Source organism: Amycolatopsis sp. NPDC058986 (assembly GCF_042741125.1).
Lineage (GTDB): Bacteria > Actinomycetota > Actinomycetes > Mycobacteriales > Pseudonocardiaceae > Amycolatopsis.
On sequence record NZ_JBHYJW010000009.1, the window covers coordinates 1 to 22,461 of the forward strand.

Here is a 22,461-nt window from a genome sequence, read left to right on the forward strand (position 1 = left end):
GCCCCTCCCCGCCCCCCGCGGTGGTCATCGGGTTGTTTCGCCCCCGCCGCACGTAGGCGCGGCGGCGCGCCCTGTGGGGGCGCCGTGGCGGGCACTCGGGGTGACCACGGGCGGAGAGGGTGTCGGGGCGGTCTGGTAGAGATCACGGGGTGAGCTCCGAATCCGCCCCGCTGTGGGACCTCCCGGAGCCTTCGCGACCCGTGCCGGCGCCGAAGGCGAAACCGGCGCGCGCGAAAACGGCCGCGGCGGCCAAGCGTGGCGCGCCGCGCAAGGGCCAGCAGCAGCCCGCGTCCGAACTCCCGGTCGCCCGCGTCGTCGTCGACATCCCGCTCGCGCACCTCGACCGCACCTTCGACTACCAGGTCCCGGAGAAGCTGCACGAGGCCGCCGTCCCCGGCTGCCGGGTCCGCGTGCGTTTCGCCGGGCAGCTCGTCGACGGCTACCTCCTCGAACGTTCCGACACCACCGAGTACGAGCGCAAGCTCGCCTTCCTGGAGCGGGTGACCTCCAGCGAGCCGGTGCTGCCCCCGGCGCTGCACGCGGTGTGCCGGTCGGTGGCCGACCGCTACGGCGGCACGCTCAGCGACGTCCTGCGGCTCGCGCTCCCGCCCCGGCACGCCAAGGCCGAGGCGGAACCCCCACGCGAACCCGCGCCGAGGCCGGAGCCGCCGGAGCGCGAGGCGTGGGCGAAATACCAAGCGGGGCATGCCTTTCTGGACGCGCTGGCCGAGAGCCGCCCCGCCAACGCCGTCTGGCAGGCGCTGCCAGGGGAGGACTGGCCGCGCCGGCTCGCCGAGGCCGCCGCGACCGTGGCCGCACAGGGCAGGGGCGCCGTGCTCGTGGTCCCGGATCATCGCGACCTGACCCGCGTGCACGAGGCATGCGCCGAACTCGTCGGGGCCGATGCGGTCGTCGCGCTCATCGCCGGACTGGGCCCGGCCGAGCGCTACCGCCGCTGGCTCGCGGTGCTGCGAGGTGCGGTGCGGGTCGTGGTCGGCACCCGCGCGGCGATGTTCGCCCCGGTCGCCGACCCCGGCCTGTTCGTGGTCTGGGACGACGGCGACGACCTGCATCTCGACCCGCACGCGCCGTACCCGCACGTGCGGGATGTGCTGATGGACCGCGCGCACGCCACCCGCTCGTCCCTGCTCGTCGGCGGGTTCGCCCGCACCGCGGAGGCGCAGTTCCTCGTCGAGTCGGGCTGGGCCCAGCCGGTGCTCGCGGCGCGTCCGGAGTTGCGGGCCGCCGCGCCGCGGGTGACGCCGGTCGGCGAGGACTTCGACGTCGCGCGGGACGAGGCCGCGCGGGCCGCCCGGCTCCCGGCGGTGGCCTTCGAGGCCGCGCGTCAGGCGCTGGGCGGGGGAGTGCCGGTGCTCGTGCAGGTCCCGCGGCGCGGGTACGTCCCGGGGCTCGCATGTGGACAGTGCCGGACGTCCGCGCGGTGCCGCCGGTGCGCGGGCCCGCTTACGCTGCCGGGCGGTTCGGTCGACGGCGCGCCCAAACCGCCCGCGTGCCGATGGTGCGGTGTCCCGGAAACGGCGTTCCGCTGTCCGGCCTGCGGGTCGGTGCGGCTGCGGGCGGTGATCGTCGGCGCGAAGCGGACCGCCGAGGAGCTGGGCCGGGCGTTCCCCGGGGTCCCGGTGCGGACGTCCGGGGCGACGGAGGTCCTCGCGAGCGTGCCGGGGAAGCCCGCGCTGGTGGTGTGCACGCCGGGCGCGGAACCCGTGGCCGAAGGCGGATACGGCGCGGCGTTGCTGCTCGACGGCTGGGCCCTGCTCGGCAGGCAGGATCTGCGCGCGGGGGAGGAGACGCTGCGCCGGTGGATGGCGGCGGCCGCGCTCGTCCGGCCCGCCACCTCCGGTGGCCGGGTCGTCGTCGGGGCCGAGGCCGGGCTGACCGTGGTGCAGGCCTTGGTGCGCTGGGACCCGTCCTGGCACGCCGGTCTGGAACTGGCCGAGCGCCGCGAACTCGGCTTCCCGCCCGCGATGCGGATGGCCAGCGTCGAGGGCAGCCCGGACGCCGTCGAAGGACTGCTCGAAGACCTCCCGCTCCCCGAAACCGGCGAGCTGCTGGGCCCGGTCCCGATCGGCGAGTTCGACGACGAGGGCAACGCCGCGCGCGAGCGCGTCCTGATCCGCGTCACCCGCGCCGACGGCAAGGCCCTCGCCGCCGCCCTGCACGACGCCGCTGCCCGCCGCGACGCCCGCAAGGCCCCCGACCCCATCCGCATCCAGCTAGACCCCCTCGCCCTCATCTGACCGCGAGTCACCGAGTTACGTCTCCAATCACGCGAGTCGCGCCCCCAATCACGCGAGATCTCCGTTCCCGCACGCGAGTTCGCCGTTTCCACCCCGGGCGGCGCCGGGCGTCTCCTGTGATCAGGCGCGGAACTCGTGTGATCAGCGGCGTAACTCGCGTGATTGGGCGGAGATCTCGCGTGATCAGGGATGGATCAGCCTGCGGCGGTGGCGAGGGTGACGACCTGGTCGGCGATGGCGCGGCGGCGGGACTCGAAGTCCTGGTCGGTCAGGGCCGTCGGGGACGTGGGCTGGCCGAGGATGGGCGTGTGCAGGTGGCCGCCGGGGAGATCGGGCAGACCGAGACCGAGGCGGACGCGGTTGCTGCGGAACATGGACTCGTTCGACAGATACGTGCCGCCCCCGCCGGCGGCCGCGATTTCGCCGGGGCGCGGGGAATCGGTGCGGCACATCGGTGTCCCGGCGCCGGGATGAGAGCTGTCCGGCCAAACGCAGAACTGCTGGTTGAACTTCACCGGGTACGCCCCGGGCGGGGCGGCCTGCATACGCGCGTAGGGCAGCGTGGTCTCGATGAACTGGACGTCCGGCTGCGGCCAGCCCGCGGCGGGTGGCACCGGGCCGGTCGAGGCCGCGCGGTTGTTGTCCGGGGAACCGCCGCGCCAGTTACCGGCCCAGCGTTCGATGTCGAACTGGCCCGGCCGTCCCTGGCTCACGGTCATGATCACGTCGGGCCGTCGCGCGCGGTCCCGCAGCGCCGAGCCGAAAGCGCTTTCGACGATGCCCTTGTCGAAGTAGCTCCAGACGACCGGGAACGTCACGGTGTGCACGAGCGCGGGGCCTTCGGGCGTCTGCAGCATCTTTCCGTCCAGCTGCAGGGCGGACGCGCCCGCCGGGTTCGAGATCCGTACCCCGGCGCCGTCGAGCTGGAAGGGGTCGAAACCGCTCACCAGCACCCGCCGGGTCAGCTTCCCGAGCGGGAACCGGACGTCGTCGAGCCCGCGCGAACCCTGGTCGAACGCGGTGAGCAGCCGTTCCCGGACGTCGGCAGGCAGGCTGAACCGAGGTGTCCACTGCCGCAGCGCCGCGCTCATCCGCAGTCGCGCCCAGTACAACGGCCGGTCGTCGTAGCGGTCGAGGGTGCCCAGATCGGGACGGCGGCCCTGCGCACGATCGACGGCGGTGCGCCACAGCTGCCGCCCGGCTTCGGTCACGGTCCGTTCCGCGCGACGCGGTGTCGTGCTGCCGCACAGTTTCCTGGTGAAATCGCCGGTGAGCGCGTCGAACCCGGCGAGGCGGATCAGTTCGGGTCCGACGGCGGGGCCTCCGCTCGGCAGGGTCGCGGTCAGCCGCTGCTCTTCGACGGTGAGCGGAACGTTCTTGTCGAAGCAGTCCGTTCCGGTGCCGGCGGCCGCGAGACCGGGCAGTGCGAGCATCGGGGCGGCGACGAGTACGGGCAGCAGGGCACGCCAGGATCTGAGCACGAGTCCTCCAGTAATGACCATTTCCCGTGACAGTCCCAGTTCATGGCCGCGCACAGTAGCGACGTTGGTATTGCCGTTTCGGAGGCTTGTCCACGATGGGTCGACGGGGCAGACTCGCGCGCATGCCCGCGCATTGGACCCGGACGCCGCGACGCGTTTTCGCGCTCGCCGCCGTCACCGCACTGCTCACCACCACCGGTGCCGGAGTCGCTTCGGCGGCTCCCGAGGCACAGCCGACCCCGAAGTCCCCGGTCGCGGTGGGCTACGGCGGTGCCGTGTCCAGCATCGACGCGGACGCGACCGCGATCGGCACGAAGGTGCTGCGCGAGGGCGGCAACGCCGTCGACGCCGCGGTCGCCGTCGCCGCCGCGCTCGGGGTCACCGACCCGTTCTCGGCCGGGATCGGCGGCGGCGGGTTCTTCGTGTACTACGACGCGAAGACCGGCCGCGTGCACACCCTCGACGGCCGCGAGACGGCGCCATCGGCCGCGGACGCCAACCTGTTCGTCGAGAACGGCAAGCCGCTGCCGTTCGCCGACGCGGTCACCAGCGGGCTGAGCGTCGGCGTCCCTGGCACGCCCGCGACCTGGCAGCAGGCCCTGCGCAAATGGGGCACCCGCTCGTTCGCGCAGTCGGTCAGGCCCGCGGAACAGTTGGCGCGCAAGGGTTTCTATGTCGACAAGACGTTCCACGACCAGGTCGCGAACAACGCCACCCGGTTCGCCGCCTTCCCGTCGACCCGCTCGCTGTACCTGCCCGGCGGTGCCCCGCCGGTGGCCGGCACGACGTTCCGGAACCCCGACCTCGCCGACACCTACGCGCAGCTGGCGAAACAGGGCACCGACGCGCTCTACCACGGCCCGATCGGTGCCGACGTCGCCAAGACCGTCCAGCAGCCGCCCGTCGATCCGGCCTCGGCGCTGAACGTGCGTCCCGGCAAGCTCAGCACCGAGGATCTCGCCGCGTACCAGGCGATCGAGCGCGACCCGACGCACACGAAGTACGAGGGCCTCGACGTCTACGGCATGCCCGCGCCGTCCTCGGGCGGGTTGACCGTCGGCGAGGCGCTGAACATCCTGGAGAACTTCGATCTCAAGAAGGCGAGCAAGACCGACTATCTCCAGTACTTCCTGGAGTCGACGCGGTTCGCCTTCGCCGATCGCAACCGCTGGATCGGCGACCCCGCGACCACCGACGTCCCGGCGCGCGAGCTGCTGAGCCAGCGCTTCGCCGACTCGCGGGCCTGCTTGATCTCGAAGGACAAGGCGGCCACGAGCCCGGTCGCCCCGGCGGACCCGCGTCATCCGGCGAAGTGCGCGGCGGGCACGACCGGCGCGCCCACGCCGTACGAGGGCGAGAACACCACACACCTGACGGTCGCCGACCGGTGGGGCAACGTCGTCGCCTACACGCTGACCATCGAGCAGGAGGGCGGCAGCGGCATCGTCGTCCCGGGTCGCGGGTTCCTGCTCAACAACGAGCTGACCGACTTCTCGTTCACGCCGGTCACTCCGGGCGTTCCCGACCCGAACCTGCCCGGCGCGGGCAAGCGGCCGCGCTCCTCGATGGCGCCGACGATCGTGCTGCGGGACGGCAGGCCGTTCTTCGCGGCCGGCTCGCCGGGCGGCGCGTCGATCATCACCACGGTGCTGCAGGTGATCCTCGGCAGGCTCGATCGCGGGCTGTCGCTGGAGGACGCCATCGCCGCGCCGCGCGCGTCGCAGCGGAACTCGGCGCAGGCACAGGTCGAGCAGGAGTTCCTCGACCAGCCCGAGACCGCGGAACTGAAGGCGCGGGGGCAGGGCTTCTCCGGCGCGCCCGCGGAGATCGGCGCCTCGACCGGTGTCGAACGGCTGCGGGACGGACGCTGGATCGCCGCTGCCGAACCGGTCCGGCGCGGCAGCGGCGCGGCGCAGGTCGTGTTCCCGTGGCGGTGGCCCGGCGACCATTGAGCCGCGCTTGGGGCCACACAGCGCGCCGGGGGTGAGGGGGCCTTCTAGACTGTCCCCGATGGTCCAGATCGAATACCCGGTGGGGGTCTGATGCGCCTCGTCTTCGCCGGGACCCCCGAACCCGCCGTTCCGTCCCTGCGCGCGCTGCTCAAGTCGGAACGCCACGAAGTCGTCGCCGTGGTGACCCGGCCGGACGCCCACGCCGGACGCGGTCGCCGCGTCGTGCGCTCACCGATCGGCGCGCTCGCCGACGAGCACGGCATCGAGGTGCTGACGCCCGAGCGCGCCGGCGACCCCGCGTTCCTGGCGCGTCTGGCCGAACTGGCGCCGGACGCGTGCCCGGTGGTCGCCTACGGCGCGCTGCTGCCGCGGTCCGCGCTCGACATCCCGGCCCACGGCTGGGTCAACCTGCACTTCTCGCTGCTGCCCGCCTGGCGTGGCGCGGCGCCGGTGCAGGCCGCGATCCGCGCCGGTGACGAGATCACCGGCGCGTCCACGTTCCGGATCGTCAAGGAGCTGGACGCCGGGCCGGTCTACGGCGTGGTCACCGAGCCGATCGGCGCCGGGGACACCGCCGGTGCCCTGCTGGGCAGGCTCGCCGAGTCCGGCGCCCAGCTGCTGGTGTCCACTATGGACGGACTGGCGGACGGCACGGTACGCGCCGTCGAACAGCAGGGCGACGGCGTGAGCTACGCGCCGAAGGTCACCGTCGAGGACGCTCGCGTGTCGTTCGCCGACCCCGCTTCGGCGGTCGACCGGCAGGTGCGCGCGGTGACGCCGGAGCCGGGAGCGTGGGCGGAGTTCCGGGGTGAGCGGCTCAAGCTCGGCCCGGTCACCGTCGTCGACGAGCCGGGCCCGCCGCCGGGCGAGCTGGTGGTGCAGCGGCGCCGGGTGCTCGTCGGCACGGCGACGAAACCCCTGCGGCTCGGCGAGGTACAGGCGCCGGGCAAGAAACGGATGGCCGCCACCGACTGGGCGCGCGGGACACGGATCGAAGAAGGAGAGCGCCTGCGGTGAGCGAGCACAGGCAACGGCGGCCATCGCGGCCGCAGCGGGGCCGTCCGGCTCCGCGCAAGGAAGGCCCGCGCCGTCCGCCGGAGGTGGATCCGGCCCGGCAGGTCGCGTTCGACGTCCTGCGCGCGGTGCGGGAGCGGGACGCCTACGCCAACCTCGTGCTGCCGGATCTGTTGCGGGAGCGGCGGATCACCGGCCGCGACGCGGCACTGGCCACCGAGCTGACCTACGGGGCCTCGCGGGCACAGGGCCTGCTCGACGCCGTCCTCGAGGCCTGCGCCGATCGTCCACTGTCCAAAGCGGACCCGCTGGTGGTGGACGCGTTGCGGCTGGGCGCCTACCAGCTGCTGCGCACCCGCATCCCCGAGCACGCGGCCGTCGGGTCCACTGTGGACCTCGCGCGCGCCGAAGTGGGTTCCTACGTCTCGGGTTTCGTGAACGCCGTGCTGCGCAAGGTGTCCGAAAAGGACGAAGCGGCCTGGGTGGACGAGCTGGCTCCGGACGAGGCCGCCGATCCGATCGGCGCCTACGCGATGCGGACCGCGCATCCGCGCTGGGTCGCGCGCTCGTTCGCCGAAGCCTTGGGGGACAAGGGTGCCGAGCTGAAGGCGGCGCTGGAGGCCGACGACGCGCGGCCCGAGGTGCACCTGGTCGCGCGGCCGGGCGAGATCAGCGCGGACGAACTCGCCGCCGTCACCGGTGGCGACCCCGCGCCGTACTCGCCCTACGGCGTGCGGCTGCCCGCCGGCGCCGGTGACCCGGCCGACGCGGAGCCGGTGCGCGAGCGGCTGGCCGCGGTGCAGGACGAGGGCAGCCAGCTGTGTGCCGTGGCCGTCACGAAGGTGCCGCTGACCGGATCGGACGAGCGCTGGCTCGACCTGTGCGCCGGGCCCGGCGGGAAGGCGGCCCTGCTCGGCGCGCTGGCCGGGTTGAGCGGCGCGCGCGTCGACGCGGTCGAGAAGGCGCCGCACCGCGCGCGGCTGATCGAGAAGGCCACCGAGGGCCTGCCGGTCACGGTGCACGTCGCCGACGGCAGGGAAAGCGGGCTCGAACCGGGCTACGACCGGGTGCTCGTCGACGCCCCGTGCAGCGGGCTCGGCGCGCTGCGGCGGCGTCCCGAAGCACGCTGGCGGCGTCAACCGGGCGACGTCGCGGATCTGACGAAGCTGCAGGGCGAACTCCTCGTCGCGGCGCTGGATCTGGTGCGGCCCGGCGGGATCGTCACCTATGTCGTCTGCTCGCCGCACCTGGCCGAGACCGAAGGCGTCGTCGGCGAGATCGCGCGGCGCACCAAGAGCGAAGTGGTCGACGCGCGCGAGTTCTTCCCCGAGGTACCGCAGCTCGGCAACGGGCCGTACGTGCAGTTGTGGCCGCACCGGCACGGCACCGACGCGATGTTCTGCGCCGTGCTGCGCAAGCCGTGACGAACCTCGGGCTGATCGCGAGTTCGTGTGGCGGGCTGGACACCCGGCTCGCCACCGAACTCGCGAAACCCGCCGCCGAGCGGGGCTGGCGGCTCGCGATCACCCTGACGCCGACGGCCGCCCGATGGCTCGAGCACACCGGCGGCCTCGCGGATCTCGAGCCGTGCACCGACCTGCCGGTCCGCAGCGTCTCGCGGCTGCCCGGCGAGGCACGTCCGCATCCGGATCCCGAGGTGTTCCTCTTCGCGCCCGCCTCGGCGAATTCGGTGGCGAAACTGGCGCTGGGCATCGCGGACAACCAGGCGCTGACCGTGCTCGGCGACGTGCTGGGCGCGCCCGGCATCACGATCGTGGTCGCCTACCAGATCCAGGACACGCGCGTGCACCATCCGGCGTGGCGGCGTCATCTGGACGTCCTCGCCGAAGCGGGCGTCGTCCTGCACCGCCTGGATCCCCGGCGGCCGTGGACCGAGGTTCTGGACCTGCTCCCGGCCTCCTGAATCCGAAGATCCCGTTACCGGAAGTCACATTCACCTATTGACGAACACGAGTGTTCGTGAAAAAGTTCCGCGTCGTGGACATCGCGGGCAAGCGGGTACTGATCACGGGCGCGGCGAGTGGCATCGGCCGGGCGATCGCGCGGCGCGCGGCGGCCGAGGGCGCGCGGCTCTACCTCACCGACCTCGACGCGGGGCTGCTGGCGGAGACGGCTAGGGAGATCCGTGCGGACGGCGGAGTGGTCGCCTACGCCGGGGCAGCCGACGTCAGCGATCTGGCCGAAGTCCGCAGGATCGGGCACGAGATCCACACGGACTGCGGGAGTCTCGACGTGGTCATGAACGTCGCGGGCATTTCCGCGTGGGGCACGGTGGACCGGCTCGAACACCGGCACTGGCGCTCGATGGTCGACGTCAACCTGATGGGCCCGATCCACGTGATCGAGACGTTCCTGCCGCCGATGATCGCCGCCGGGCGCGGCGGGCACCTGGTCAACGTGTCCTCGGCAGCGGGGCTGATCGGGTTGCCGTGGCACGCGGCCTACAGCGCGAGCAAGTTCGGGCTGCGCGGGGTGTCGGAGGTGCTGCGGTTCGACCTGCGCGCGCACGGCATCGGGGTCAGCCTGGTTTGTCCCGGCGGGGTGCGCACTCCGCTGGCGGACACGCTGGAAGTCGCGGGCGTCGACACGACGGGCGTGGCGTTCGGGCGGCTGCGGGACAGCTTCCGCAGGCACGCGGTGACGCCCGAGCGGGTGGCCGCGGTGACGGTGCGGGCGGTGCGGCGCGGCCGGTACCTGGTGTACACCTCGCGCGACATCCAGCTGATCCACCTGATCCAGCGCGTGTGCCCGCCGGTGTACGTTCTCCTGATGCGGCTGGCCAATCTCGTCATGCGGCGGATGTTGCGGCAGGAGGCCGCGTCGTGACCGCGCCCCGGATCGTGCCCGGCGGGCCCGCCGAGGTCGGGAGGTTCGCCTGGGTTCTCGCCCGGCTCAGTGGGCGCGTCGCCGGGACGACGCCGCCGAACCTGTTCCTCACGATGGCCCGGCATCGCCGGCTGTTCCGCGGCTGGCTGCGTTTCGCCGCCCGGCTCATGCCCGGCGGCACGCTCCCTCGGCGGGAGACCGAACTGGTCATCCTGCGCGTCGCGCACGTCCGGGAGTGCCGCTACGAGTTCGAGCACCACGTCCGGCTCGGCAAGCGTGCCGGGGTCACCGCCGAAGACGTCCGGCGGATCGAGGCCGGACCCGGCGAGCCGGGCTGGTCACCCCGCGAGAGAGCGCTGCTGACCGCGGTGGACGTTCTGCTGGAACAGCGTGATCTGGACGAGGAGACCTGGTCGGCGCTGCGCGCGTATCTCGACGAGAAGTCCGTGATCGAATTCCTGCTCCTGACCGGACATTACGACATGCTGGCGACGTTTCTCACCACGTTGCGCGTCCGGCCGGACGGGGCGAGGCGATGACGGGACGGTTGCCGAGCGGGCGGCACCAGCTCACCAGGGACGAGGTCGCCGGCGCGCAGCGGGCCCGGATGCTGCGCGCCGCCGCGGAGGCGATGGCCGAGCGCGGGTACGCAGGCACCACGGTCGCCGACGTCATCAAGCGCGCCGGCGTCTCGCGGGAGACGTTCTACCAGCAGTTCACCAACAAGCAGGCGTGTTTCATCGCCACGCTCGAAGCGGCGATCGGGCACCTGGCCGCTTCCGGCGGGCCGCTCCCGGCCGGCACGCCACTGGAGCGTTTCGACGGCTTCATCGGGACGTATCTCGGCACGCTGGCGGCCGAGCCCGCGCTCGCCCGGCTGTTCCTCATCGAAACCTATGCCGCGGGCCCCGAAGCGATGCGCCGCAGGCTGGAGTTGCAGCAGCATTTCGTCGATCTCATCGCGCTGACCTTCGACGCCCGATCCGCCGAGGAACGGTTCGCGTGTCAGGCGCTCGTCGGGTCGATCGTCTCGTTGGTGACGGCTCGCTTCGTCGAGGACGACGTCGACGGACTCGGTGCGCTGCGGGAGCCCATCGTCGCGCTCGCCCGGAAGCTGCTCGAAGGTCCACAGTAGACGGTCAGTTGTCGACGTACTTGCCGAGGACGGCTCGGTAGCCGGCGGAGTCCGGCTCGGTGTGGATGCTGGTGGTGCCGCGCTTGGTGAGGGTCATGGACGGGCAGCTGGGTTTCTCGCTGCCCCGCATCTTCTCGGTGCCGATCTTCTTGCCGGTCTTGGCTTCGTACAGCGTGACGTCGTACATGCCCTGGTAGAGCTTGAGCGAGTCCGAGGTGAACGCGCAGTCCTTGAGGTAAGGGCCGTCGTCGGGCTTGTCGAGACAGGCGATGACCTGGACCTGGCGCGGGTTCAACCGGATGTCGTCCCACTGCGGGGGCACTTCGGTACCCATCGACGCGATGTTGGCGTAACCGGCGTCGTCGGTGACGAACACGCCGATGGGGTGCGGGCCGGTGCCGGTGTAGGCGTCGTTCTGCGGGAAGTACTTGCTGGAACAGCCCGTCTTGAGCTCCGAGACCCGGGCCGGGGTGTCGGCGGCCTTCGGGGCGAACAGGACCCAGTAGCCGCCGTAGCCGATCGCGGCCACCACGGCCACGGCGATCAGCCGCACCGCCAGCGTCCGGCCCTTGCTTCCCGGCGCCTGCCGGGTCCCCTGCTTCCCGCGCACCGCGGCGAAGACGAGGAACGCGACGGGGGAGGCCGCCACCAAGGCGAACAGGACGCCGATCGGCACATTGCCGTTCTGGAACGCGATCACGGAGAACAATACGGCGAGCCCGACCAGGAGCACGAACAACTGAGCCATGCCCCGAAGCTAAGCCCGCGGTGATGACATCCCGATGACACGGACGTCCTGAGGACACAGTGGACTCGGCTTCCGCCGGTGTCCGGCGCCAGCCACAGTACCTCGCCGGGGAAGAACAGGTGGTTGCCGGCGGGATGGACGCGGATGGTGATCTCCTGCCGGTCGGCGAGAACCGCTCGCCACCGGGCGAGATCATCTTCCACGGTCACCTGGTAGTCACGGCCGCCCTCGAGGATCAACATCGGCTTGCCGAGCGCCGCGGCGGTCCGGCATGTCGATCTGCTCGCGTCCGGCGGGATCCTGGGGGTGGCTGAGGAACGGCGGGTGCGGGGCGCGGTGGAACGCGGCTACCGGCTGCGGCAGGATCGCGCGGTCATCGACGCCGACACGGTCAGGTCGTTGTCGGCCGACGACCACTGGCGCGGGTTCGCCACCGCGATGGCCGCGCCGGTCGCCGAGTTCACCGCCTACCTGGATCGCGAACGCGCCGACCCGGCGGGCGATGTCGTCGGCTACCGGCAGCACGCCGTCTGGCTCAGCCGCGCGGAACTCGAGGCGATGATCGGCGCACTGCGGGCCGTGATCGCACCCTGCTCGGCGAACGAACCCGCGCCCGGTCGTGCCCGGTACCTGCTCAGCCCGATCCTCTTCCCGAACGAAGAACCGGCTGCCGACCCCGGCTCGTAGGACCGTTAGGCCGCCTTCGCTGCGGGTTAGGTTCTGAGGTGGATGGTGTTGCGTCGAGGTGTGCGGGTGGCGTCCAGCCACGCGGGTGGAATGAACTCGGGGAGTCCGTCGGTGGTGATGCGGACTTCCCATTCAGAGTTGTGGATCAGCTTATGGTGGACGGAACATAAGAGTACGAGATTGTCCACTTTGGTCTCACCATGATGTGCCCAAAACACCACATGATGCGCCGTACAACGGTAAGCGGGCGCATCGCACCCCGGGAAGGCGCAGCCGCCGTCGCGTCGGATCAACGCCCGTCGGATGGCCGGGGTGGCGAGACGTTGTGCCCGGCCGACGTCGAGGGGCTCGCCGTGTGAGCCGAGGACCATGGGGATGATCTTGGCGTCGCAGGCCAATCGCCGGGCTTCGGCTGCGGTGATTTCGCCGAGTAGGTCGAGGGTGGCTTGTCCGATGCCGGACTGTAGTTCTTCCAGGCTGACTGTCACGACGATGTGGGTGGCTTCTCCGGCTTGGGTGGGCAGGTCGGGATGTTCGGCCCACATCCGCACCAGTTCCGAGAACGCGCAACCCCGCCGTTCCCATTGGGTTCTGGTGTCGCGGCCTTCCTCCTCGGTGGCCGGGCGTGGCTTGGCGAGTGGGTCGAGCATCGCTTGCAGCCGCGCGGAGGTCTCGTCGTCCACCCGGGCCTTGATCTGATGCCCGCCATCGCGATGCGGTGCGATCGAGAACTCGGGCTGGAAGGGTTTCGGTTCCCGGGTTTTCGGCTCTTTCCCGTCGGGGTCGAGCTGGGCGAGCAGGCGTCGTCCGGCGGCCCGGATTTCGCGGGGGCCAGCGGAGCGCGCCAGTTCGGCGAGGATCTTCTCCGCCTGTTCCCGATCCTCCATCGACACGGTCTTGGGAAGCTTGTCGAGCGCCCGCAGGGTTTCGTCGATCTGGGCGGCGCCGACCGCACCCTCGCTCGCGGCCTGCGCGGTGGCGGGCGCAGTAGGCGGCTGCTCGCCGGAAGTCAGGTCGCGGGTGCCGTTCAACGCCAGCGCTCGCGCCGCGCGAGCTTTCGCCTCGGCGTACGGGATGTTCAGCGTCTCCTGTAACAACCGCACGAGGCTTCCGTATCCGGTGGTGTCGCGTATCCCGCGACGTTCGAGTTCGGCCATGACCTCGCCTTGTACCGCGGCTTCGCGGCGCTGCACGCACTCGGACTCCAGGAGCCTGTCCAGCAGGCAGCCGACATCCTCGCGCCACCACTCGGTGCGCGATGCCTGGGTACTGCTCTCGACGGCCACAACACCACGATACGCCGCCTGATCGAACGTGTGTGCTATCGATCGGGTGAACCTGAAGAACGCACTTTTCCTTGCTGCGTAAGGACTTTCTCCAACTTCGAGGCCGCGCCGGCCGCGTGCTCGGCAGTTTCGGTGCCCGCCCCGGTACGGTCATGCCTCGACCAATCGGCACCGGGAGAACGGTCAGGAAAACGAGAGGCCAGGATGACTCGCAGACTTGTCTTGAGACGGCCCAGCGGGGCCGGTCGCCGCAGCCGGTTGACGCCGTTCGCGCTGGGACTGGGGGTGCTGGGTTCGGTCGCGGTTCTCTGCGGAACGCGCTGGTGGCTGGGGACGAACGACTGGGCGGGTCTCGGACAATGGGTTGGGGGCCTGGGAGCGCTGGTGGCAGCCGGAACCGCTCTGTACATCGCGAACCGCGATTTGAGGCGGGAACTAGCGCGAGAAGCCGAGCGGGTGCGGGTGCACGCGTACTACGTCGAAGCCAAAATACTCTTCCCGCAACAGTCGATGCAGGTGCCGCGGGTCGCGGTCGTGAACGCGGGAACCGAGCCTGTGCTGAACGTCCGGCTGATGATGGTGCATCGTGCCAACCCGTCGTCGTCGCCGGTTGAGATCGACGGCGAGTCCGAATGTCCCGTGCTTTTGCCTGACGAGCCGTGGACGAACTCGCTCACCGTGTTCCCGGAGGAAGGGGACACGGTCGAGATCGCCTATGACGACTTGGCGGGCACGCGGTGGCGCCGTAACGGAAAGCAGGCACCGCTGCCCTCCGCGAACTAGCACACCAAGCCCCGTCCGGACGGAAAGACCGTTAAGGCCACCTTACGGGCGTCAGACGCCCGTAAGGTGGCCTTAACGGCATGGGACCGTCGCGAATGGACAGCCGGACGGAAATCAGCGCAGGCGCAGCGCCCGCTTCAGGGTGCCGAACAGATCCGTCTGGTTGGTCAGCCCGACGACGTTCGCCGCCTGCGGGCCGTAGCCCGCGATCCGCACCTGGGTGCCGGTGTGCTCCTGCGAGGAGCCGGGCATCGCGGTGGCGTAGTTGAGGGTCATGTTCGCGCCCTCGTTGGTGATCAGCGTGGCGGTCTGGCCGGGGCTGACGGTGCCGTTCTCGACGATCTGGCTGGTGTGGCCGTGGTCGGCGGTGACGATCACCAGGGTGTCCGGGTTGCTGCGCGCGAAGGCGAGACCGGCGGCGACGGCGGCGTCGAAGTCGATCGTCTCACCGATCTGGCCGCACGGGTCGGCGGCGTGGTCCTGCTTGTCGATGCTCGCGCCCTCGACCTGGAGGAAGAAACCCTTGCCACCGCGGCGGTCGTCGAGCAGCTGCAGTGCCTTGCGGGTCTGGTCGGCCAGCTTCGGCTGCGTCTTGGGCAGGGCCGGGTTCGGGGCGCAGCGGGTCGGCGGGGTGCCGCCCTGGCGCGCCGCCGGGCCGGTCCAGTTGGTGGGCATGTTGCCCTCGGCGAACAGGCCGAGCACCGGCTTGCCCGCCTTGGCCGCGCCGAGGCTGTCGGCGCTGTCGACGACCTGGTAGCCCGCCGCCTTGGCCTGGTCCAGCACGGTCTTGCCCTGGAACGGACCCGCCTTCACCTGCTGCTTGAAGTACTTGGCACCGCCGCCGAGCAGGACGTCGGGGCGGGTCTGCACCAGCTGCTCGGCGATCGAGCCCGCGCCGCCGTTCTCCTTGGCGTTGGCCGCGCACTTCGCGGACGTCTCGTTCGGGCCCTTGCAGTCGCGGTTGACGACGTGCGAGCCGAGGACGGCCGGGGTGGCGTCCTGCACCTCGGCGGTGGTGACGTCGCCGGTGCGCAGTCCGGCCCGCTTGGCCAGCTCCAGGATCGTCGGCACCGGGTTCCCGTACGCGTCGACGGAAATCGCGCCGTTGTAGGTCTTGGTGCCGGTGGCCCAGCCGGTGCCGGACGCGGCCGAGTCGGTGACGTAGTCGGGCTTCGCGGGGTTGTTCTTCTCGACGGCGTAGGTGGTGTAGTCGCCGGTGAGCGGGAACTCGTCCATCGCGAGCCGTCCGGCGGCGCCGCGCTCGTAGTTGCGCGCCGAGGTGATCTCGGACTGGCCCATACCGTCGCCGATGAACAGGATGACGTTCTTCGCGAACCCGCCGCGGACGGCGGAACGGACGTCCTGGGTGCGGTCGCCGGAACCCGCGGAACGGACCTCGGCGTCGGTGCCGGCGAAGGCGACCGGCGCGGCCGCGATCGTCACCGCGGCGAGTGCGCCCGCCGCCAGCCACTTCCGGCGGCCTGCGAACAGCGAAGGCATCGGTTCTCCTTGTGGGGACTCGTGGTTTTCGCCCGCTTGGTCGGGCATGGGTCATTAGTCCCCGTGCATGTGTGCGCCGCGCTGCCCCCAGTGGAGCGGCGGGTGACCGCCGGGTGAACAGGTGGCTTCGGCCGGGTGACCCGCGACACCTACCGTGCTTCGCCGGGGGTCACGATGCCGGACTCGTAGGCGACGACCACGGCCTGTGCCCGGTTGGCCGCGCCGAGTTTGGTGAAGATGTTGCCCACGTGGGTCTTCACCGTTTCGAGACTGATCACCAGTTTCGCCGCGATGTCCAGATTGGACAGACCGGCGGCGATTAGGCGCAGCACCTCGGCCTCGCGCCGGGTCAGCGACGAGGTGGCCCGCGTCACGGGGGCGGGCGGGCGCGCGGCGAGCAGCCGCCGGATCGCGTCGGGGAACAGCAGCGACTCCCCGGCCGCGACGGTGCGGATGGCGTGCGCGATCTCCTCCTTGCGCGCCCGTTTGAGCAGGAACCCGTTGGCACCGGCGAGCAGTGCTTCGTGCACGTAGTCGTCGTTGTCGAACGTCGTGATCACCAGGATCTTCGGCGGCGCGGCCAGCGCGGCCAGCACCTCGCGGGTCGCGGTGATGCCGTCCGTGCCGGGCATCCGGACGTCCATCAGCACGACGTCGGGCTGGGTGGCCACGACCCGGTCCAGCACCTCCGAACCGTCGGCCGCCTCGCCGACCACCGTGATGTCCGGCTGCAGGTCGAGCAGCGCGCGCAGCCCGGCACGCACCAGCGGTTCGTCGTCGGCGATGAGTACGGAAAGCGTCATGAGCCGGGCCTCAGCGGGATGTCCGCGGTCAGGCGCCACAACTCGCCCTGCGGGCCCGCGTGGAGTTCGCCGCGCAGCGCCTCGACGCGCTCGGTGAGCCCGGTCAGCCCGCGGCGCCCGGACCGGGGCCCGGTGCCCGGCAGCGGGTTGACGACCTCGATCCGCAGCGCGGCGGGCCCGGCCGCGATCACCACGACGACCTGGCCGGAACCGCCGTGCCGCAACGCGTTCGTCAGTCCTTCTTGGACGATCCGGTACCCCTCGCGCGAAACGGTCGCGGGCAGTTCGCCGATCGGGCCGCTGACCGCGAGGTCGACGTCGGCGCCGGCGTCGCGGGCCCGCCCCGCCAGGACGTCGACCTCGGTGAGCGTCCGCTGGGGTGCCTTCGCCGACGGCTCATCCCGCAACAGGCCCAGTACGTGGTCCAGATCCTCCAGCGCGGACCGCGACGACTCCTCGATCGTGCCGAGCGCGCGCCGGACCAGCTGCGGATCCGCCTCGACCAGCTCCGCGGCCGCGGCCGCCTGGATCGTCGACGTCGTCAGCGTGTGGCCGATGGAGTCGTGCAGCTCCCGTGCCAGCCGGTTGCGCTGCGCGAGCACGGCGGCGCGGCGTTCGGCCTCCGCCGCGCGTTCCTCGGCGGACGGGCTGAGCAGCACCAGCGCGAGCACGCGGAACAGCAACGTCGCGCCGAAGCAGAGCATCGCCAGCAGGACCGCCGTCACGAGCCCGACCAGGAGCGTCCACGCACCGGCCCAGCCGCCCGCTATGCTCACCTTCCAGCCGTAGAACGCGATCGCGTCCGCCTCGCCGCCGTTGAACCAGAGCAGCGGTGCGGCCATGCCCGTCAGGGCGATCAGCCCGCCGACGCCGAACAGGATCCAGGACAGCGCGCCGTACACCACCAGCGACACCGCCGACCGCAGCCGGTCCGGCCACCCGGGCCGATCGGGCCCCGGCGGTGTGATCCGGGTGCCGAGCAGTTCGTTGGCCAGCCACACGCCGAGCCGCCGCACCGGTGCGAGCAGGCCCATCAGCCCCACGATGATCCCGAGGGTGACCAGGAAGCCGAGCGCTTTCAGCTCCGTCGGCCCCTGCATCGAAACGCCCGCGACCAGGGCGAACGGGGTCGCGGGAACGGTGATCACCGTTCCGGCCAGCGCGTACGGGAGGCCGCGGTACGTGCCGGGGCGCAGCAGGGATCTCAGAACGGGCATACCGGAAAGGCTATCGAGGTCCGGGCGGCCGGAACTCCCTCCGCGGAGCCAGTTTCGCCTCGGCCGATCGGCCCTTGTGGAACATATGGCCGGAGATGCACTCGTCACAGGTGGTTAGCGGCCGTTAGCGACGGCTCCTACACTCGGACCGTGGCAGACCGACCTTTGATCGCACCCAGCATCCTCTCCGCGGACTTCGCCCGGCTCGGCGAGGAGATCGCCGCGCTCGCCGGCGAGGGCGAAAGCCGTGCCGACTGGGTGCACGTGGACGTCATGGACGCCCATTTCGTCCCGAACCTCACGCTGGGCCTCCCGGTGGTGGAATCCCTGCTCAAGGCCACCGACCTGCCGCTGGACTGCCACCTGATGATCGAGGACCCCGACCGGTGGGCGATCGGGTACGCCGAGGCGGGCGCGTACAACGTCACCGTGCACGCCGAGGCGGCCCACGACCCGGTGACCCTGGCGAAGAACCTGCGGGCCGCGGGCGCGAAGGCGGGGTTGTCGATCAAGCCGGGCACCCGGCTGGAGGACCATCTCGACACGCTCAAGCACTACGACACGCTGCTGGTCATGTCGGTCGAGCCCGGCTTCGGCGGACAGTCGTTCATCCCGGACGTGCTGGAGAAGGTGCGCACCGCGCGGCGCCTGGTCGACACCGGTCACCTGCGCCTGGTCGTCGAGATCGACGGCGGGATCAACGACGAGACCATCGAGCAGGCCGCCGAGGCGGGTGTCGACTGTTTCGTCGCCGGTTCCGCCGTCTACGGCGCGGGCGATCCGGGCAAGGCGGTGGCCGCGCTGCGTGAGCGGGCGGCTCGCCACCGTACCGGCTGACGCCGCCTGCGCGCGGCGGGCACGAACCGGGGAATCCCCGCCGCGCGAACGGGTGTTGGATGGAGACAGCATCGGGGCACGGCGAGGAGGCAGCAGGGGTGTTCACCGGCATAGTCGAGGAGATCGGCGAGGTCACCGCGGTCGAGCAGGGGACGAATTCGGCGCGGCTGACGGTCCGTGGCCCGATCGTCACCGCCGACGCCCGGCACGGCGACTCGATCGCCGTCAGCGGGGTGTGCCTCACCGTGGTCGAGGTCTCCGGCGGAGCGTTCACCGTCGACGTCGTCAACGAGTCGCTCCAGCGGTCGAGCCTGGCGAAGGTGGCCGTCGGCGACTCGGTCAACCTGGAACGCGCGACCGCGGCGGGTGGACGGCTCGGCGGGCACATCATGCAAGGCCACGTCGACGGCACCGGCGTTTTCCTCTCTCGTGACGAAGACGGCCTGACGACTTTCGCGCTGCCGCCCGCGCTCGGGCGCTACGTGGTCGAGAAGGGGTCGATCGCCGTCGACGGCGTCTCGCTGACCGTCGCCGCGATCACCGGCGACCGGTTCTCGGTCGCGCTGATCCCGACCACCCTCCAGCTGACGACGCTCGGCAGGCGCGAGGCCGGTGACCTGGTCAACCTCGAAGTGGACGTGGTCGCGAAGTACGTCGAGAAACTGGCCACGCCGCATCTGCGCGGGGCACAGGAGCGCGGGACGGAGGAACGGTCGTGAGCGAAACGAGTACCGGGACGAGTACGACGGAGTGGTCGGCCTGCGGCAGCGGTGCCGGGTTCGACGCGGGCGGGATCGAAGCGGCCATCGCCGACATCGCGGCGGGCCGCGCGGTGATCGTGGTGGACGACGAGGACCGCGAGAACGAGGGCGACCTCATCTTCGCCGCCGAGAAGGCCACGCCGGAGCTGCTGGCGTTCATGGTCCGCTACACCTCGGGCTACGTCTGCGTGTCGCTGACCGAGGCCGAGGCGGACCGGCTCGACCTGCCCCCGATGTACCACACCAACCAGGATCAGCGCGGCACCGCGTACACCGTGACGGTCGACGCCGCCGAGGGCATCACCACCGGCATCTCGGCCTCGGACCGCGCGCACACCATCCGGCTGCTGGCCGACCCGGAGGCCAAGGCCGGCGACTTCCGTCGTCCCGGGCACGTGGTTCCCTTGCGTGCCAAGGAAGGCGGCGTGCTGCGGCGCGCTGGGCACACCGAGGCGGGAGTCGACCTCGCCCGGCTCGCCGGGCTGCACCCGGCCGGGGTGCTCTGCGAGATCGTGTCGCAGAAGGACGACGGCCACATGGCCCGGCGCGACGAGCTCGAGGTGTTCGCCGCCGACCACGACCTGCGGCTGATCACCATCGCCGACCTGATCGCCTACCGCAAGCGGCACGAGAAGCAGGTCGAGCGTGTCGCCGAGGCCCGCGTCCCGGTCGCGGCGGGCACGTTCCGCGCGGTCGGCTACGACAGCCTGCTCGACGGCATCGAGCACATCGCCTTCGTCTACGGCGAGATCGGCGACGGCGAGGACGTGCTGGTCCGCGTCCACTCCGAATGCCTCACCGGCGACATCTTCGGCTCGCTGCGCTGCGACTGCGGCCCGCAGCTGCAGTCCGCGCTCCAGGCGGTGGCCGACGAGGGCCGTGGTGTCGTGCTCTACATCCGCGGTCACGAGGGCCGCGGGATAGGGCTGCTGCACAAGATGCAGGCGTACCAGCTGCAGGACCAGGGCGCGGACACCGTCGACGCGAACCTCGCCCTCGGCGTGCCCGCGGACGCGCGCGACTACGGCACCGGCGCGCAGATCCTGTGCGATCTCGGCGTGCACTCGATGCGGCTGCTGACGAACAACCCGTCGAAGCGGGTCGCGCTGGAGGGCTACGGGCTGCGGGTGACCGGCCGCGTGCCGCTGCCCATCTCGCCGAACCCGGAGAACCTGCGGTACCTGCGGACCAAACGGGACCGGATGGGGCACGACCTCCCGCATCTGGAAAACTACGACCAGGTCGGCGCCGGGATCGAAAACCCGGAGAAGCCGGGCGAATAGCTGAGGAGGCGCGTTCCGTGAGCGGCGAGGGTCGTCCCGAGGTCGAGCTCGATCTGAGCGACTGCAAGGCATTGCGGCTGGGCATCGTGGTCACCCGGTGGCACCCGAAGATCACCGACGCGCTGCTGGAGCGCGCGCTGGCCGCCGCGAAGGCCGCTCGGCTGGAGGAGGAGCCCACCGTGGTGCGCTGCGCGGGCGCGGTCGAGCTGCCGGTGGTGGCGCAGGCGCTGGCGAGCAACCACGACGCCGTCGTCGCGCTCGGCGTGGTGATCCGTGGCGGCACCCCGCACTTCGAGTACGTGTGCGACGCGGTGACCGCGGGCCTCACCCGGGTCGCGCTCGACGAGAGCACCCCGGTCGGCAACGGCGTCCTCACCTGCGACACCGAGGAACAGGCGATCGCGCGTTCGGGCCTGCCGGGTTCCGCGGAGGACAAGGGGTACGAGGCGACGGTCGCGGCGCTGGACACCGCGCACACGCTGCGCAGCCTGAAGCAGCCGTGGACCGAAAAGGGCTTCGTGTGAGCGTGAGTGGGGCCGCGGTGAAGCAGAAGCAGGGCGTGCTGGTCATCCGGCCGCGGCGGGCGGTGTGGATGTGCAGCGTGCTGGCGGTCGCGCTGCTCGCGGTGTTCGTCGTGGTGGCGGTGCTGCTGCGCGGGTCCAACACCGGGGTGATCTTCGAGGCGTCGGACCAGGCCGCGATGGTCGGCATCGGCATTCTCCTGGCGGCGGGCACGATGCTGTTCGCGAACGCGCGGGTGCGGGCCGACGCCGAGGGCATCGAGGTCCGCAACGTGCTGGCCGCCAAGCGGTTCGCGTGGTCCGAGGTGCTGTCGGTGAGCTTCCCCGACGGTGCTTCCTGGGCGCGGCTGGAGCTGCCCGACGACGAGTACTACTCGGTGCTGGCCGTGCAGGCCGTCGACCGCGAACGCGCCGTCGAGGCCGTCCGCGCCCTGCGCCGCCTGCACCGCGAAGCCACCGGCGGCTGATTCTCGACCCCGCGCACTACAGCGACAGGTCGACGACGACGGGGGCATGGTCCGAGGGGCCCTTGCCCTTGCGGGCGTTACGGTCCACATAGGAATCCGTGACCGCGCCGGTGAAGGCCGCGTTGCCGTAGACCAGGTCGATCCGCATGCCCTTGTTGTTCGGGAAGTTCCCGGCCCGGTAGTCCCAGTACGTGAACGGGTGGTCGTACTTGAGCGGACGCGGGAAGACGTCGGAAAGACCTGCCTCGCGGAGCGACTCCAGTGCCTTGCGCTCCGCCGGTGTCACGTGGGTCGACTCGGCGAAGGCCGCGATGTCCCAGACGTCCGCGTCGGTGGGCGCGACGTTGAAGTCGCCCAGCACGGCGAAGGGCCGGTCGGCGGCGAGTTCGGCGGCGACGGTCGTGCGCAGCGCGGCCAGCCACTCCAGCTTGTAGGCGTAGTGCGGGTTTTCCAGCTCGCGGCCGTTGGGGACGTACACCGACCAGACGCGCACACCGCCGCAGGTGGCACCGATCGCGCGGGCTTCGGCGGCGCCGTCGAACCGAGGTTCGCCGGTGAGGCCGCGGGTGACGTCGTCCAGCCCGGCCTTGGAGATGATCGCGACGCCGTTCCAGCGGCCGAGACCGTACGCGGCGACGTCGTACCCCAGCGCGCGGACGGGCTCGATGGGGAAGGCTTCCGTGGTGTTCTTGAGCTCCTGCACGCACAGCACGTCCGGGCCGGTCTGCTCCAGCCACTCCAGCACCCGGGGCAACCGCGGCAGGATGGAGTTGACGTTCCAGGTGGCGATCCGCATGCAACCGAGGATTCCACACACCCCCGGCATGCCGTTAAGGCCACCTTATGGGCGTCCGACGCCCGTAAGGTGGCCTTAACGGCAT

Annotated in this window: 22 protein-coding genes; 15 read left to right on the forward strand and 7 right to left on the reverse strand. The window is 71.4% G+C overall.

Annotated features, from left to right (window positions below):
* Positions 1 to 149 precede the first annotated feature (149 nt).
* Positions 150 to 2,258: a primosomal protein N' gene (locus ACFW0G_RS10775; RefSeq protein ID WP_378324758.1), complete on the forward strand. Its 2,109-nt coding sequence runs from the start codon at positions 150 to 152 to the stop codon at positions 2,256 to 2,258.
* A gap of 194 nt (positions 2,259 to 2,452) precedes the next feature.
* Here ACFW0G_RS10775 and ACFW0G_RS10780 read toward each other — a convergent pair whose 3' ends face one another.
* Positions 2,453 to 3,691, reverse strand: a complete 1,239-nt coding sequence (locus ACFW0G_RS10780; RefSeq protein ID WP_378324954.1) for a hypothetical protein — start codon at positions 3,689 to 3,691, stop codon at positions 2,453 to 2,455.
* 170 nt (positions 3,692 to 3,861) lie between these two features.
* Here ACFW0G_RS10780 and ggt point away from each other — a divergent pair, with 170 nt between their 5' ends.
* The 7 genes from ggt (at position 3,862) to ACFW0G_RS10815 (ending at position 10,687) form a co-directional block, all read left to right on the forward strand.
* On the forward strand, positions 3,862 to 5,691 hold the full coding sequence (gene ggt / locus ACFW0G_RS10785) for a gamma-glutamyltransferase (protein ID WP_378324760.1): 1,830 nt from the start codon (positions 3,862 to 3,864) through the stop codon (positions 5,689 to 5,691).
* A gap of 90 nt (positions 5,692 to 5,781) precedes the next feature.
* Complete coding sequence (gene fmt / locus ACFW0G_RS10790) at positions 5,782 to 6,708, forward strand: methionyl-tRNA formyltransferase (RefSeq protein WP_378324761.1); 927 nt, start codon at positions 5,782 to 5,784, stop codon at positions 6,706 to 6,708.
* Entirely contained in the window at positions 6,705 to 8,129 is a 1,425-nt protein-coding gene (locus tag ACFW0G_RS10795; protein WP_378324763.1) for an RsmB/NOP family class I SAM-dependent RNA methyltransferase, read from the forward strand. Before fmt ends, ACFW0G_RS10795 begins: the two co-directional genes overlap by 4 nt.
* Complete coding sequence (locus ACFW0G_RS10800) at positions 8,126 to 8,629, forward strand: flavoprotein (protein WP_378324764.1); 504 nt, start codon at positions 8,126 to 8,128, stop codon at positions 8,627 to 8,629. Before ACFW0G_RS10795 ends, ACFW0G_RS10800 begins: the two co-directional genes overlap by 4 nt.
* Before the next feature lie 56 nt (positions 8,630 to 8,685).
* Entirely contained in the window at positions 8,686 to 9,552 is an 867-nt protein-coding gene (locus tag ACFW0G_RS10805) for an SDR family oxidoreductase (RefSeq protein ID WP_378324766.1), read from the forward strand.
* Positions 9,549 to 10,091 (forward strand): carboxymuconolactone decarboxylase family protein, encoded by a 543-nt coding sequence (locus ACFW0G_RS10810; RefSeq protein WP_378324767.1) that lies wholly within the window; start codon positions 9,549 to 9,551, stop codon positions 10,089 to 10,091. The genes ACFW0G_RS10805 and ACFW0G_RS10810 overlap by 4 nt, the downstream gene beginning before the upstream one ends.
* A complete protein-coding gene (locus tag ACFW0G_RS10815; RefSeq protein ID WP_378324768.1) occupies positions 10,088 to 10,687 on the forward strand; it encodes a TetR/AcrR family transcriptional regulator in 600 nt (199 codons plus the stop codon). Before ACFW0G_RS10810 ends, ACFW0G_RS10815 begins: the two co-directional genes overlap by 4 nt.
* A gap of 4 nt (positions 10,688 to 10,691) precedes the next feature.
* On the opposite strand, the gene ACFW0G_RS10820 is transcribed toward ACFW0G_RS10815, so the two are convergent.
* Complete coding sequence (locus tag ACFW0G_RS10820) at positions 10,692 to 11,435, reverse strand: hypothetical protein (protein WP_378324769.1); 744 nt, start codon at positions 11,433 to 11,435, stop codon at positions 10,692 to 10,694.
* A gap of 246 nt (positions 11,436 to 11,681) precedes the next feature.
* Between ACFW0G_RS10820 and ACFW0G_RS10825 the strand changes: the two genes are divergently transcribed.
* Positions 11,682 to 12,122: an ArsR family transcriptional regulator gene (locus ACFW0G_RS10825; RefSeq protein ID WP_378324770.1), complete on the forward strand. Its 441-nt coding sequence runs from the start codon at positions 11,682 to 11,684 to the stop codon at positions 12,120 to 12,122.
* Between the two features lie 26 nt (positions 12,123 to 12,148).
* On the opposite strand, the gene ACFW0G_RS10830 is transcribed toward ACFW0G_RS10825, so the two are convergent.
* Positions 12,149 to 13,408: a DUF222 domain-containing protein gene (locus ACFW0G_RS10830; RefSeq protein ID WP_378324771.1), complete on the reverse strand. Its 1,260-nt coding sequence runs from the start codon at positions 13,406 to 13,408 to the stop codon at positions 12,149 to 12,151.
* A 258-nt stretch (positions 13,409 to 13,666) separates the two neighbouring features.
* Between ACFW0G_RS10830 and ACFW0G_RS10835 the strand changes: the two genes are divergently transcribed.
* The gene (locus ACFW0G_RS10835; RefSeq protein ID WP_378324772.1) at positions 13,667 to 14,191 is read left to right on the forward strand and encodes a hypothetical protein; all 525 of its coding nucleotides are present in this window, start codon (positions 13,667 to 13,669) and stop codon (positions 14,189 to 14,191) included.
* A 114-nt stretch (positions 14,192 to 14,305) separates the two neighbouring features.
* Here ACFW0G_RS10835 and phoA read toward each other — a convergent pair whose 3' ends face one another.
* From phoA to ACFW0G_RS10850, 3 genes are all read right to left on the reverse strand, one after another.
* Positions 14,306 to 15,691: an alkaline phosphatase gene (gene phoA / locus ACFW0G_RS10840; RefSeq protein ID WP_378324773.1), complete on the reverse strand. Its 1,386-nt coding sequence runs from the start codon at positions 15,689 to 15,691 to the stop codon at positions 14,306 to 14,308.
* A 149-nt stretch (positions 15,692 to 15,840) separates the two neighbouring features.
* Positions 15,841 to 16,494, reverse strand: a complete 654-nt coding sequence (locus tag ACFW0G_RS10845) for a response regulator (protein WP_378324774.1) — start codon at positions 16,492 to 16,494, stop codon at positions 15,841 to 15,843.
* The gene (locus ACFW0G_RS10850; protein ID WP_378324775.1) at positions 16,491 to 17,711 is read right to left on the reverse strand and encodes a sensor histidine kinase; all 1,221 of its coding nucleotides are present in this window, start codon (positions 17,709 to 17,711) and stop codon (positions 16,491 to 16,493) included. Before ACFW0G_RS10850 ends, ACFW0G_RS10845 begins: the two co-directional genes overlap by 4 nt.
* A gap of 165 nt (positions 17,712 to 17,876) precedes the next feature.
* Between ACFW0G_RS10850 and rpe the strand changes: the two genes are divergently transcribed.
* The 5 genes from rpe (at position 17,877) to ACFW0G_RS10875 (ending at position 21,580) form a co-directional block, all read left to right on the forward strand.
* Complete coding sequence (gene rpe / locus ACFW0G_RS10855) at positions 17,877 to 18,548, forward strand: ribulose-phosphate 3-epimerase (RefSeq protein WP_378324955.1); 672 nt, start codon at positions 17,877 to 17,879, stop codon at positions 18,546 to 18,548.
* 98 nt (positions 18,549 to 18,646) lie between these two features.
* The gene (locus ACFW0G_RS10860) at positions 18,647 to 19,267 is read left to right on the forward strand and encodes a riboflavin synthase (RefSeq protein ID WP_378324956.1); all 621 of its coding nucleotides are present in this window, start codon (positions 18,647 to 18,649) and stop codon (positions 19,265 to 19,267) included.
* A 74-nt stretch (positions 19,268 to 19,341) separates the two neighbouring features.
* A complete protein-coding gene (locus ACFW0G_RS10865) occupies positions 19,342 to 20,592 on the forward strand; it encodes a bifunctional 3,4-dihydroxy-2-butanone-4-phosphate synthase/GTP cyclohydrolase II (RefSeq protein WP_378324957.1) in 1,251 nt (416 codons plus the stop codon).
* 17 nt (positions 20,593 to 20,609) lie between these two features.
* Complete coding sequence (gene ribH / locus ACFW0G_RS10870; protein ID WP_378324776.1) at positions 20,610 to 21,116, forward strand: 6,7-dimethyl-8-ribityllumazine synthase; 507 nt, start codon at positions 20,610 to 20,612, stop codon at positions 21,114 to 21,116.
* A gap of 68 nt (positions 21,117 to 21,184) precedes the next feature.
* A complete protein-coding gene (locus ACFW0G_RS10875; protein ID WP_378324959.1) occupies positions 21,185 to 21,580 on the forward strand; it encodes a PH domain-containing protein in 396 nt (131 codons plus the stop codon).
* Between the two features lie 16 nt (positions 21,581 to 21,596).
* Here ACFW0G_RS10875 and ACFW0G_RS10880 read toward each other — a convergent pair whose 3' ends face one another.
* Positions 21,597 to 22,376, reverse strand: a complete 780-nt coding sequence (locus ACFW0G_RS10880; protein WP_378324777.1) for an exodeoxyribonuclease III — start codon at positions 22,374 to 22,376, stop codon at positions 21,597 to 21,599.
* Positions 22,377 to 22,461 lie beyond the last annotated feature (85 nt).

Coding starts and splice junctions, on each gene's coding strand:
- ACFW0G_RS10820 (WP_378324769.1), bottom strand. CDS start 11,435: ATGGCTCAGTTGTTCGTGCTCCTGGTCGGGCTCGCCGTATTGTTCTCC.
- ACFW0G_RS10845 (WP_378324774.1), bottom strand. CDS start 16,494: ATGACGCTTTCCGTACTCATCGCCGACGACGAACCGCTGGTGCGTGCC.
- ACFW0G_RS10780 (WP_378324954.1), bottom strand. CDS start 3,691: ATGCTCGCACTGCCCGGTCTCGCGGCCGCCGGCACCGGAACGGACTGC.
- phoA (WP_378324773.1), bottom strand. CDS start 15,691: ATGCCTTCGCTGTTCGCAGGCCGCCGGAAGTGGCTGGCGGCGGGCGCA.
- ACFW0G_RS10875 (WP_378324959.1), top strand. CDS start 21,185: ATGTGCAGCGTGCTGGCGGTCGCGCTGCTCGCGGTGTTCGTCGTGGTG.
- ACFW0G_RS10850 (WP_378324775.1), bottom strand. CDS start 17,711: ATGCCCGTTCTGAGATCCCTGCTGCGCCCCGGCACGTACCGCGGCCTC.
- ACFW0G_RS10815 (WP_378324768.1), top strand. CDS start 10,088: ATGACGGGACGGTTGCCGAGCGGGCGGCACCAGCTCACCAGGGACGAG.
- fmt (WP_378324761.1), top strand. CDS start 5,782: ATGCGCCTCGTCTTCGCCGGGACCCCCGAACCCGCCGTTCCGTCCCTG.
- ggt (WP_378324760.1), top strand. CDS start 3,862: ATGCCCGCGCATTGGACCCGGACGCCGCGACGCGTTTTCGCGCTCGCC.
- ACFW0G_RS10880 (WP_378324777.1), bottom strand. CDS start 22,376: ATGCGGATCGCCACCTGGAACGTCAACTCCATCCTGCCGCGGTTGCCC.